Origin of the sequence: Microcoleus sp. FACHB-SPT15 (assembly GCF_014849525.1) — a bacterium.
Taxonomy (GTDB): Bacteria; Cyanobacteriota; Cyanobacteriia; order Cyanobacteriales; family Coleofasciculaceae; genus Symplocastrum; species Symplocastrum torsivum.
The window spans coordinates 139902-153274 of sequence record NZ_JACJNU010000044.1 but is presented as its reverse complement, the minus strand read 5'-3'; the positions used below and the strand labels follow the sequence as shown (position 1 = coordinate 153274).

Here is a 13373-nt window from a genome sequence, read left to right as displayed (position 1 = left end):
CTGACTCTTATCGCTGATAGCCTAATTTTGGCAGAATGTTTGAAGCGATCGCGTTAGCGGCACCACAAGATGCATCGATCCTTTCTTCAGTAACATTATTGCGATCGCAGATTTAGTTTTTTCGGTAGTTTCTCGAAGGAAACACCGACTGCCTCACAAAATATTTCCCACTGTTCACGAGTCATTGCAGGTTCAACACCTCCATTTTCCCAACGCCTCAGTGTAGATGTGGAAACGTCTAACCGTACTGATAACTGTTCCTGAGTTAAATTTGCTTGTTCACGCAGTCTTCTTAAGGGAGAATCATTCTCCATGTGGCTGTTGACTTGATTTTTTAGTTGACATGGTATGGTATATTAAAATAAACGATTGGATTAGTCGAGTAATTTAGTCTTTTAAGAAATACAACAAGGTAGTCACCCTAAAGTCTCCCTGTTCCCCAGTGTCTCATCAGAATTTGTTCTAAACTTAAACAACTTTATGACCTACAAAGAACGTATCAGTCCTTGGGTAATTGCGCGTCTTCTTCCCAACATGCAACGGACTGTCGTTAGTCGGTTCCGCAGTCGCTCAGATGCTGATGGTCACTTGCAGTTTTTGCGCCAACAGATGCCTAATGCCTCCTTTGAAGTAGTCTTTGATTGTCAGCCGGAAGTTGACGGTGAGCCGTTGTTCAGTAAATAGTAAAAACATTTATTCAGGTGCTTCCTTCGGATCGATTGGTTTCAGAAGGAAGCTTGATACCAAATCCGATTCTATAGCCCATCTTTGGGTTCTAGTCGTAGAGACGTTTCGCCGAAACGTCTCTACAAGGTTTTATGGGTTGCCGAAAAAGGGTTAGGGAAATCAATTACGCTCATCGGTATAAAAACGATAGAAGACGTAACCATCACGAAAAGGATGTTCATCACAGACATGATGGATGATTCCCCGCTCAATTAGGAGTTGCCCCAGTTGGATTGCTTCTTCCCGTGTACAAGTTTGTTTGTGCATTAACCAGTCAACTGCCTCTAAGCCGATGAAGCAGACAGGATAGAGATTTAAGCGTTCGCGACGGTCTTTAATCTCTACTCCCCCTGGTTCCCGCATCGCTACTACTAAGGCTTCAATGTCCACTGCTGCCAGTTTTTCCCTAATTTGAGCATCCGAAGACGGCTCAGATAGTTGTCCTGCCGATGTAACAACAGACGGATTTTGTGGGTGATGATTTAGCTTGCCGCCATTGGGAGAGAAAAGCTGTTGTTGTGGAGTTGTCGGTGCATTTTGCCGCAACCAGGCTGCCATGAACTCGTCTAGTTGAGGCGATCGCACATTTATGTCACGCTGCGGAAACGGGACTTCAATCCCATAACGGCGCAAACTTGCCTCAATGCGGTAGTAGAGGTCACTCTTGACACGAGCTTGTGTCTTAGGTTCACCAGTCCAAACTAAGAGGTCAAAGTTGATAGCGCTATCACCAAATCCTTGGAACCAAACCTGAGGTTGAGGTCTGACTAGTACCTCTGGGTGACTCCTTGCCGCTTCTAGTAATGCGGCTTGTACCTGCTCAACATTGGAACCGTAAGCTACTCCTACCGGAAGCCGTAGGCGGGAAACTGGGTCGCCGTGGCTCCAGTTGATAACCTCCGTCTCCAAAAAGCGGGAGTTGGGAACAATAATTGTCACCTGGTCAAGAGTACGAATCTGAGTGCTACGTGCCCCGATGCGCTCGACAGTTCCCATCAACTGACCAACATTCACAAAATCCCCTAGCTGAATCGGTCGCTCCAGGGTGATAATTAAGCCACTGATTAGGTTGTTGGTGATATTTTGTACACCGAAGCCAATGCCCACGCCGAGAACACTGGCAAGAATCGCGAGGGAACGGACATCTAGCCCCCAAATTTGTAGCAGCACAATTAGCCCCAGGAACGTGAGGATGTATTGTGTTAGAACCGCAACCACTTCCTGCACCCGCAGTTCCGCCCCAGTTCGGCTCAGGATGTAGAACCGGAATAGTCGGGTAATTCCACTAACCGCAAACCACAAGCCAACGGTAAAAGCCAGTAGAAGCAAAAGTTGGAGTGCAGAATAGTTGCTCTCACCCAAGCTGACAATCGGGGAAGTGAGGAAGTTGAATAGCTTATAGCGCCAGATCCGAGTTTTGGGAAAGATATCGGTAATGTAGAAGCCAACCGCTATCCACATACCTGCTTGCAAGCCTAAAAGCGCTAGTTGTAGAAATAATTTTGCTGACGGTTCCCACGGATGGAGAGGAGAAGCTGGATTACCGAGCCAGCGCGTCAGGCGGTGAGCTAGCAATCGCCATAAAAATCCTAATATGAAGTGAAGCGCGATCGCTCCTAGTAGCCCACCCAAACTGTAAAGCAGTGCTAGACGGTAATAGGCTGGGGTTCGCTCCAATCGTCCCTGCTGCAAAGCATCTTCAATCACGTTTCGCCAGATGTTCGCTTGACGAGCGAGGCTAGTACCAGGAATGACATCGCCCTCAGTGACGGTGACTAAATCTCGACCTTCCTGCGGCGGCACTCCGTTACTACTTGTAGATGAGCGAATGATGCTTCTCTGATTCTCCTGAACCACTTCAATTTTCAGGGGTTCACGAGAGCGCACCTCTTGTTCAAGATTGTTGTTAATAATCCCCGCCCGCTCAGCAGCAGAGAAGTTACCAGAATTTCTGACCTGAAACAATACCCGACCATCCAGCACCACAGGGGCTTCTGCTGCACTGCTAGAGGTTTGCGCCAAGCCAGGAAAGCCTAAAGTCAAAAGTAACGTCAGCGCCCCAAGCAATATCAACGTCCAGCGTCGCTTTGTTAGTAATGCTAAGCGCTCAATCGTTTTCCAACTTCTACGCCAGAACCATCGAGCCGCCAAATTGAGAACACCACTAGAGGCGGTGAAAGACGTTTGCTTGGAGGAAGGCATTGGTTAAGACATAGAGAAGGAATTAAGCGATCGCATATCCAGGAAAACAGGCAAGGAGAGCCGAGGCAGAAAGAAATTAATACTTAGTGAACCGGAATCTTAATTACGAACTCCGTTCCCTCCCCCAAAACTGAATTACAACTGAGACTACCACCATGAGTTTCTACCACAATTCGGCGGCTGATAGATAAGCCTAGCCCTGTACCTTTTCCAACAGCTTTTGTAGTAAAGAACTGATCGAACATTTTGGACTTGACTTCTTCTGACATCCCCTTACCATTATCTTTAATCTTAATCATGAGACTTTGATTATCTTGGCTCACTTCAGTTGTGATGGTGATAGTATTAGGATGAGCTTGAATTTTATCATACGTGCGATCTTGATTAAATTCTTCACAAGCATCAATTGCATTTGCCAATATATTCATAAACACCTGATTCAATTGCCCTGGATAGCATTTTATTATCGGAATTTCTCCATACTCTTTAATGACTTGAATCATTGGACGCTTGTCCTTCGCTTTCAGGCGATGCTGTAAAATCATCAATGTACTGTCAAGACATTGATGGATATTGGCTAACACTTTTGAGGCAGTATCAGCACGCGAAAACGTATTCAGTGAGGCACTAATACTAATGATGCGTTCTGTGCCGATTTTCATCGAGATGAGCATTTCAGGTAAATCTTCTAATAGCTCCTCTAAATCAATATCCTCAGCATTCTGCTCAATTTCTGAGCCTGGATTGGGGAATTTTTCTTGATAGAGTTTTAAGTGATTAATTAAATCTTTTACCGAGTCACTCGCTAGGTCAATATTACCTGAAATAAAGCCAACTGGATTATTAATTTCGTGACCCACGCCAGCGACAAACTGACCAAGGACAGCCATTTTCTCGCTTTGAATAAGTTGAAGTTGTGCTTGGTGTAACTGGTCAAGGTTTTCTCGAACTAATCTTACCGACTTGAGAGTTTTGTTGATAGTAGCTGCTAAATCTTCAAAATTTATCGGCTTAGTAAGGAAGTCAAAAGCGCCTGTATTCATCGCTGTTCTGATATTATTCATATCACCATAAGCCGATAGCACTACGGCTTTAAGAGTTGGGTCTACTTCACGAATTTCCTTGAGCAATGTAAGACCATCCATCTCTGGCATATTGATATCAGTCAACACCATTTCTATTTCTGGATCGTTTTGCAGCTTCTCTAAGGCTTCCTTACCATTACGGGCAAATATTAGCTGAATTTCTTTGGCACTAATATTCTTCCTCAACCGCTGTTTAATCAGGCGCTCTAACTCTAATTCATCATCTACAACTAAGATTTTGGCTGGGTTCATAACAATTTAAATTTAGAATGTCCCCTGTCAATTAATCGAGTAACTCAGATGGGGAGTTATTGCGGTATCCTCCAGAATATTTTCACCGCGCACAGTTTTACTTTTTGATATCTACAGGTATAGACCTATATTTGAGGAAAAAGTTTACCTTGAACCTGATGTTATGCTCTGTTGAGAAATAGTGAAGTTCGACTGGATGTGGTTTCTGTCATGAAGGCGACAACGGCTTGTTCATCAAGGGGTCGAGAGAAAAAGTAGCCTTGTGCATAATCACATCCTAGCGATCGCAAGATGTCTAGTTGAGCTTGTGTCTCCACCCCTTCAGCAATCACATCTAATTTTAGAGAGTGGGCTAGAGTGATAATTGTCTGGGTTATTTCTAAGTTTTTCGCCCGATGCTCTATGCCGTTGATAAATGAGCGGTCAATCTTTAACGTATCAATCGGTAAAGATTGTAGATATGCCAGAGAAGAGTAGCCAGTGCCAAAGTCATCAATAGAAAACTGGATTTCTCTTGCTTTTAGTTCCTCTAGTAGTGCCATAGCGGCTGAACACTTGTCCATCAAAATACTTTCAGTAATCTCCAGTTTCAAGCTCGACCCACTGCCTAAGGAAGCCTGTAGAATCTCATCAATCGACTGTAGTAGATTCGGGTTTTCTAGCTGCACTCCCGATAGATTTACACTCATGCTAAGAGGTAAAGAATTAGGAAATTGCTTTTGCAATTTACTTAACTGCTTGCAAGCTTCTGACAAAACCCATTCACCTAAAGGAATGATTAGTTTTGTTTCTTCTGCAAACGGAATAAACTTCGCTGGAGAAATTAGTCCTTTTTGAGGATGCTGCCACCTCACAAGTGCTTCAAAACTTACAACGTTCGAGGTAGCTAACGAGACAATGGGCTGATAGTTTAGATGAAATTGTTTGGCTTCAAGGCTTGATTGTAAATCAGCTTCTAGTTGTAGGCGCTCTAGGATGCGAGCCTGCATACTGGTATCAAATAGAGCTGTACTCACTGTTGCCCGTGTTTTGGCGTAATTCATCGCTGTATCCGCTGCCCTGAGAAAGTCCTCTGGTTGGTCAAAACCAATGGTGCTATGAACAATACCGATATAGCTATTTGAGGAGACTACAGACTCGTTAAGATGGAAAGGAGATTTTAGGGCTTGACGAAGTAAATCAGCTTTTTCTTGAGCCTCTTTAAATTCTTGGAGATTACTCAGCAAGACGGCAAATTCATCTGTCGCCACACGCGCGACTGTATCTGTTGGTTGTAGGCAGTTCTCGACGCGATGAGCCACTTCTACTAAAAGGCGATCGCTAAAGGCATGACCTAGACCCTCTTTAACGGCTTTGAAAGAGTCTACGCTTAAAAACAAAATAGCAAATAGATTATTCTGTTGTTCTGAATCAAGACACTGGCGAATCCGATTAAGTAATAAGTTTTGGTTGGGGAGTCCTGTAAGCTGGTCGTGAAAGGCTTGGTATCTTAGTTGCTCAAGAGCTTCTTGAAGCTGTTCTTGTTGTACTTTAGCTTTTTGGACAAAATCTAGGGTTTTGTCGATAGTAATCGCTAAATCTTGAAAATCTATTGGCTTAGTTATAAAATCAAAAGCTCCCCGATTCATCGCGATTCTGATGTTAGAAAGATCGCCATAAGCGGACACAACTACAGCCTTAAGATTCGGGTCAATTCCATGGATTTTACTGAGTAAGGTAAGACCATCCATCTCTGGCATATTGATGTCGGTCAAAACCACATCAATCGAGGGTTCAGTTCTCAATTTATCTAAAGCTTCAGTACCATTATGAGCAAATACAAAATCGAGTTCTTTAGCTAGGATCTTTTTTCTAAACCGCTGTTTTATCAGGCGCTCTAACTCTATTTCGTCATCAACAATTAAGATTTTGGCTGGTGTCATCTTAATTAAGAGGTAAAAACCATACAAGTTCATGTATCACTGCTGTTGCAGGCAAACTGTAAGCTCAATCACTTAAGGCATTTGAAAATCAAACAGAGAAAGCTCTCGGCAACGTGATGGTAAATTCGGTATAGACTCCAAGTTGGGTTTCCATCTTCAGCGTTCCCCCATGCTGTCCAACAATAATGTCATGCGTTAAAGATAAACCCAAACCTGTTCCTTCTCCTGTTGGCTTGGTAGTAAAGAAGGGATCGAAGATTTTCTCTCCTATCTCCGGTTGAATCCCGATACCATTATCACGTATGCGAATTTCTACGGCTTCCCCCAGATTGTATGTTTTGATCCACATCGTGGGAGTAAAGACTTCTCCTTCGTTACTCAGTTCTTGTGGGTAATTTTTTTGCTTAGCCTGAACAGCGTAGCAGGCATTATCGATCAGGTTGATGAAGGCACGGTTAAGGTCAGAGGACACCACCTCCAATTGGCAAATGCTAGAGTCATAGTCCTTGTGAATCGTCGCATTGAAGCGATTGTCGATCGCACGCCTACTGTGATACGCCAACTGCACGGCTTGCTCAAGCAGTGAGTTGAGTTCAGTCGGTTGGTGTTGACCGCTGTCTGTGCGTGCGTGCTGCATCATACTCTGAATGATGTTCTCCGCTCTTTGACCATGTTGGTGAATTGCTGCGGCATTGTCTCGAATATCTATTAACATCTGTTTGATGTAGTCCAGGGTGTCTGGATCGAGATGTTCGGCTTGGTTGTCAATTTCTTCTAGCAGTTCCTGGGTTAACTCTACTGAACCTTCGGCATAGTTGTTCACAAAGTTGAGCGGATTTCTAATTTCATGGGCAACGCCAGCGGTTAAAGCACCGAGTGAGGAAAGTTTTTCTTTAGCAATGATCTGCTTTTGAGCGGCTTCTAAGGCGGCGGTTCTCTGCTCGACTTTCTCTTCTAATGTTTGAGAATAGTCTTCAAGTTGCTGGTTGGCTTGCTCTAAATTGTGATTGAGTTGCGAGAGTTCATTGAGGAACCTCTCTCGCTCTGCTTCTGCCTGTTTACGTTCTGTGATGTCAGTAAATGTAACGATACCGTAAATGATGTTATTCTCTTGGTCATAGATGGGTGTTCCTGAAGCTTCTATGGGAATTGTCTTATCAGGATGGCGGATTTCCATATCATCTAGATTTACACTTTCCCCTTGCAAAGCTTTGAGTGCAGGAGTGCGATCGCTTGGGTATATCTGATCGGTTCCAGCAACATAGGTTTGATAAACCGCTGGTAGTTGATCAAGGTTAGGCGAATCAACGACCCCTTTACCAAGAATTTGTTGTCCTGCTTGATTGGTGTAGTAGGGTTGTCCTTGCTTATCAGCAACAAACACACCAACTGGCATAGCATTGAGAAATTGCCTCAGTCGGCTCTCGCTCTCGCGCACTTGGGCGTAAAGTTGGGCATTGATAATTGCGATCGCTGCCTGTGAGACTAAGGCTTTTAACACATCTACTCGCTCTTGCGTAAAAGCCCCTACTGTCAGAGTGTTTTCCAGGTAAATCACTCCTTGCGGCTTAGATTGGTAAAGAATCAGGAAACAAAGAAGTGATTTGGGTTTAAATTTCTGAATATAGGGATAGTTGTTAAAAGGTTCAGTAGCCGTTGCATCATTTAAAACAAGATTCTCTTGACTCCTGAAAACAGAGTTAATAATAAATAGAGGTACATCTTGAACTGTAGGGGGAATTGATTTTAAGACAGTTACGTCATCCTCTGCCGCCGTTCCAATCGCCTCGATGTAGAGTTGATCATCTTTGAGTAAGAGTAAGGCTGCTTTTTGAGCAGCAGCGTTTTCTAACAAAATTTTGATTAACTTACTCAACAAGTTTTCCAAGACGATTTCGCTGGTAATGGCTTGAGAAAACTTGATAAAAGTAGCCAAATCTAAGGAGGTACTAAAACTATTATTAGAGCTACTTTCCGTTGTAGTACGATTGATATCGAGTTTTGGGCTTTCTGGTCTGTGGCTGTGTGTCGCTAGAAAAGGATAGTTGGTTTCTAAGTCTTTAACTTTAACTGTAGCTCCCCAGCGAATATAGCAATAGTGAGCTTCGATTATGTAAGCTTGGGCAACCTTCTGGCGACCACAAGCGAGATAAAACTCTGCTGTTAGTTCATTGGCTAGTGCTTCTTCTTGAATGTATCCTTGTTCTCTGGCACCTTGAATAGCACGATCATAATAATCCATTGCTTTGAGAGTTTTTCCCAAAATCCGTGCTTTTTCAGCTTCTACCAAATCGTATTTATGCTGGAAGTTGCAGGGAGCATGAAACGCCCAGTTTTGCATGATTTTCTGATGCGATCGCACTTTCAGGAGAACTTGCGATCGCTCAGGTTCTGATAAGCTTGTCGCTTGAGCAAGTAGCGCCAGAGAATAGTAGAAGTTGTGTGTAGCGTTAATTAGCATCCCCGTCACACCTCCTTGATAATCTGACGCTAAAGAGGCATTGCTAACAGACTGAGGGTAATCTTTCAAGAAATAAAAGAGAATTGCATTGGCAAGATAGGCGGTAAACGTAAACATTTTATTTTTCGCAGCAAGCAAAGCTTGCAAAATTTCTGCATCCGTTACAATCTCGCCATGAAAACTGTACCGTTCTTCGGCTAACCCTTGTAGTTTTAATACGAGTCGTCGCCAAATATTCAGGTAATAACTCTGTAAGGTTTGTTTACGTTTCAGCATTGAATCAAAATGCTGCGTCTGCTTCCTGGCAACCGAATCTAGTGGTTTCCCTATAAAAAATAGGTGATCGCAGTAGTAAAAAGAATTATAGCCAGCCCATTCTATATCTCCGGTTTCTAGCCCACTTTGAATTCCTTCTAATAATTGGACTAAAGTGTCTTTAACAGGGTCTTTCCAGATGCTAGCATGAGCATAAAATAGACCATATATCTTTGCCTTTAATTCTTTTGCATCAAACTGTGATAACAGTTTTAAAGCCAATTGACCCGCTTGATAGCCAGCCTCAATATCCCGCAACCCACAGACAATTAAATCATAAAGTCCATACCCAAATGCAGCAAGTGCTGAACGACCATATTGGGTACAAAACTCAACCATAGTAAAAGCAACTTGCTTATTCAATCCAGGATCTAGTACATAAGTTGGGGCACATAAATTCATTAAAATTCGCATTGCTGCTAGTTGAGTTGGGTCTGTCATTGCTGGTAGAGTATCTAACTCCTGAGCATTTAGTTCCCTAGGGCGTTTCCTCACAAGTGATACATCCAACATATCTAGAACTTGCAACCCAATATCTAATGCCGCCTGCATCTGATGCTGTTGAATATGAAACTGCATCTGTATTTCATAAACTTTGACTTTATCAAGGAGAGTTTTCGCGTATTTCAAGCAAATTTCAGAAAGTACTTTTGCCCTCTCAAAGTTGGTGTTTAAGTATTCTGCTTCGACTACCTCCACATACAGAGAAAGCGTCAAATCATACTGAGCAGTCCAGCTATCAGCATTGGTCAACTCTAGCCCAAGATTTAAATACTTAACAGCGCCTTCATAAGCTGATGCGGCTTTCGCTTTACGACCTGCTATTAGATTTAATTGAATTAGCTTTTCTTTTTCTATCGGGTCAGTAATGAACTCAATTCCAATATTTAACTGGTTTACAATCTCAAAGATGTTTTCTTCAATCTCTGACTCTGGGGTAGCATTGAGTAGTAGTTGACCAATTTTTAAGTGAGTTTCTTTTTTCTGCAAGTCGGGAATCAGCAAATAGGTAGCTTGCTGCACTCGGTCATGTAAGAACTTGTAAGCCACCCTAGCAATTTTTGATTTGATTATCTCCTCGGTATCCCCTTTTTCATCAAACACTAAGGGGATTTTGTAAGCTTCGTTCAAAGGTAGGATTAACCCTGCTTGTAAAGCAGGATTGAGTTCACCTGCTGTAGTTGCTGAGGACTGTTCATTAACAATTGACAAAACCTCTAAGGTAAATTTGGCTCCGACACAAGCCGCTAATTTTAAGACTCTGACTGTTGCGTCTGGCAGTTTTTGAATCCTATCAGCTACCAATTCAACTACACTTTTATCAGTAATACCAATTGTCTGAATTTCCTCCAGATTCCACTGCCAACCTCCTTTTGTTCCCTTTTTCTCTCCGTCGTTAAGAGAAGGAAATTCAAATCTTAAGAGATTTTCTTGATAAAGTGCCTGAATTAATTGCGTTAAAAAGAAAGGATTTCCCCCTGTTATATTCCAGAGTAACGCGGCAAGAGGTTTCACTCCTTCTCTAGGAGAAGAGGAAAATATTTTTTTGCCTTCTGATTCTTGTCCTATTCCAGGAGAAGATTGAGAGTGAGGGCTAAAATTTTCGTTTGTAGAAGGAGATTTGGGAGTTAAGTCTTCATGCAAGGTATCAGCGACTAACTGCGTCACATCGCTTAAGTCTAATGGTTGTAGAACAATAGTATTAACGACTGTGCCAGCCTTCTGTATCTCTTCTACTGTCTGAATTAAAGGATGAGTGGCACTGACTTCATTATCCCGATAGGCACCAATAAATAGTAGATATTTACTGTCTGGATCAGTAACCAGTAGTTGCATTAATTTCAACGTAGCTAAGTCTGCCCATTGTAAGTCATCTAAAAAGATAACTAAGGGATGCTCTTTTTGAGTAAAGACTTGGATAAATTCTTTGAATACCCGGTTAAATCGGTTTTGTGATTCCGTTGAGCCAAGTTGAGTAACTTCTGGCTGCTTACCGATGATTAATTCTACGTCGGGAATTATGTCGATAATTACTTGTCCATTTAACCCTACAGCGTTTAATATTTTCGTTCGCCACTCTTGGAGTTGAGCAATACTTTCCGTCAGTAATTGACCGAGCAATAAGCTAATAGCTTGAGTTAGCGATGCGTAGGGAATATTTCGCTTGAATTGGTCAAATTTGCCAGAAATAAAGTAACCTCGTTCGCGAGTGATGGGTTTATTTACCTCATTAACTACGGCTGTTTTACCAATACCAGAGTAACCACTGACTAGTATAAGTTCACATTTTCTTGGTACAGGCATTTGTTGTGAAGTTGCCAGTTTGGTTGATGAGATATTGGCTAACTTTCCCCCTACACGTTCAAAGGCTGCTAAAAGTAAATTGACCTGAGTTTCCCTGCCATATAACTTTTGGGGAATCAGCAACTGACTCAAGACATCGACACGCCCAGCTTTAAAATCAGTAATCTTACCTGTTGTTGTTAGTTGGTTCAGGCAAATGTCTAAATCAGCTAAGAGTCCCACAGCACTTTGATACCTATCTTCAGCATTTTTTGCCATCAACTTCATCACAATTTCTGAGATAGCTGATGGAATTTCTGGTCTAAGTTGCTGCGGGGGCGTGGGGGATTTAGCAATATGACTGTAAACTAGATCTAAGGGTTCATGGCTCTGAAATGGCAAACGATCTGTAAGCATTTCATATAAAGTCACACCAAACGAATAAAAGTCTGTGCGATAGTCGAGGGTACGATTCATTCTTCCGGTTTGTTCCGGAGACATATAAGCAAGAGTACCTTCAACTGAATTAAGAGTATTGAAAATAGGACTTTCTTTAGACAGGCGTGAGGCAATGCCGAAGTCAGTTAGTTTAACAATTTCAGTCTCAGGGTTGATGATAATGTTACTGGGTTTAATATCTTTGTGAATAATCTGGTTTTGATACAGATAATCTAAGGCTTGGGTAAGTTGAATTGCAATGCTCAAACAAGAAGTAAGAGTCAGTTTTTCTGTTTGCAGTAATTGGGCAAGGGATTGACCGCCAAAGTCTTCTAAAAGTAATGCTAGACGATGGTTAAATGTTTCAAGGCTTAGAACTTTGACAATGTTAGGATGCTCTAAATTACGCCGACTTTGATATTCGTGTTTGAGGCGGGCAATTGCTTCAATTGTAGGATATTCCTCCTTAAGGATTTTGATAATTATCGATGCTTGCTGGCTTAGTATCTGTCCACGATAGACAATCGTTTCGGCACCTTCATGCAGAGTAGAGTGGATTTTATATTGAGAGAGGAATTGCATCTGTAGTAGTGCTGCTACAAAGTGAGAAAAGTGTTTTCAGGCTACTAATATTTTCGCCTATGATATTAAAAATAGAAGGTCTTGCTGGATACAGACTAAGACTATCTCAGTCTAATAGTTGAGAATTTAGGTAGCGAGAACGTGAAGAAGCTAATACATTTCTTAGGCTTCTTTAAGCCAAGCTCGGACTATGGGCATCAAAATAGATTATTGTAATTATTAGTATTTCAAGTTAGAGATATTTAATAGTTCGGAAGTATGTCCTGGAAGGAATTCTCTAAAATTAAGCCGTTTAGATGAGGAACAAGAAGTAGATAAAACCCTAGTTTTTTGTTCGATTTTAGCTATGAGGCTGCGAGAGTTGATGTAAGCGATCGCAAACCCATACACTCAAGCTACGAGGTTGAGTGTGGGAGCATGTCACCTTTGTCAGCCCTCGCCCTAACTCCCTCTCTCCGTGGGAGAGGGACTTTGAAGTCTTGCTCCCCCAATCACTAACAACTCTTTTCTGTATGAGAGTGAAGTAACAGTAAACGACTTGTTGGTGTTGTCGTTGTTGGTACACGAGGACGAGAATTTTCTAGCAGTGTACTGACCAATACCCAAGCACCAACCGCCATAAACATTAGTACAAGCGCACCGATTAGCCAAACAACCAAAACATTTTTATGGAGAGAGTGAGAAAGCTGGGGGATATTTGTCTGCTCACGGTTTTGTTCCGTGGCATCAATGTCATTTTCCCGGACTAAGGTCGCCGTAATTTTGTAGGGGCCAATACGCAGCGTATCCTTGCTAGAAAGGGGCTGTATACCTGGTCGAATCGGTCGCCCGTTCAGAAATGTTCCATTAGTACTCTGATCAGTGACATATAGCTGAGAATTTGCCACCGTAATCAGAGCATGAAATCGGGAAATCTGACTATCCGCTAACTCTAGACGAGAGACAGGCTTTTCTCCCAACTGCTCCGGCATTTGCTGGAGATCGCGACCAAGTGCGATCGGGGGAGCCAAAAGCGGTCGCTGTAGATCACCTGTTACTGGGTCTTCCCACGTCAATTGAACGTACATAGGCTCCGTAGATATACCACGCCTTCCAATGTTATTTTCC

General features: G+C 42.5%; 7 protein-coding genes. 1 reads left to right on the top strand and 6 read right to left on the bottom strand.

Annotated features, from left to right (window positions below; all coding sequences use genetic code 11):
- Positions 1-95 precede the first annotated feature (95 nt).
- Complete coding sequence (locus H6F98_RS15030) at positions 96-314, bottom strand: helix-turn-helix transcriptional regulator (RefSeq protein ID WP_192219506.1); 219 nt, start codon at positions 312-314, stop codon at positions 96-98.
- Positions 315-480: 166 nt separating this feature from the next.
- Between H6F98_RS15030 and H6F98_RS15025 the strand changes: the two genes are divergently transcribed.
- Positions 481-684, top strand: coding sequence for a hypothetical protein (locus H6F98_RS15025; protein ID WP_192219505.1), 204 nt, complete (start codon positions 481-483; stop codon positions 682-684).
- A gap of 162 nt (positions 685-846) precedes the next feature.
- On the opposite strand, the gene H6F98_RS15020 is transcribed toward H6F98_RS15025, so the two are convergent.
- From H6F98_RS15020 to H6F98_RS15000, 5 genes are all read right to left on the bottom strand, one after another.
- Entirely contained in the window at positions 847-2928 is a 2082-nt protein-coding gene (locus H6F98_RS15020; RefSeq protein ID WP_192219504.1) for a mechanosensitive ion channel domain-containing protein, read from the bottom strand.
- A gap of 83 nt (positions 2929-3011) precedes the next feature.
- Positions 3012-4265, bottom strand: a complete 1254-nt coding sequence (locus H6F98_RS15015) for a response regulator (RefSeq protein WP_192219503.1) — start codon at positions 4263-4265, stop codon at positions 3012-3014.
- Between the two features lie 161 nt (positions 4266-4426).
- A complete protein-coding gene (locus tag H6F98_RS15010) occupies positions 4427-6220 on the bottom strand; it encodes a bifunctional diguanylate cyclase/phosphodiesterase (protein ID WP_242058541.1) in 1794 nt (597 codons plus the stop codon).
- 55 nt (positions 6221-6275) lie between these two features.
- Positions 6276-12266, bottom strand: coding sequence for an ATP-binding sensor histidine kinase (locus tag H6F98_RS15005; RefSeq protein ID WP_192219502.1), 5991 nt, complete (start codon positions 12264-12266; stop codon positions 6276-6278).
- A gap of 494 nt (positions 12267-12760) precedes the next feature.
- Positions 12761-13333, bottom strand: a complete 573-nt coding sequence (locus tag H6F98_RS15000) for an FHA domain-containing protein (RefSeq protein ID WP_192219501.1) — start codon at positions 13331-13333, stop codon at positions 12761-12763.
- Positions 13334-13373 lie beyond the last annotated feature (40 nt).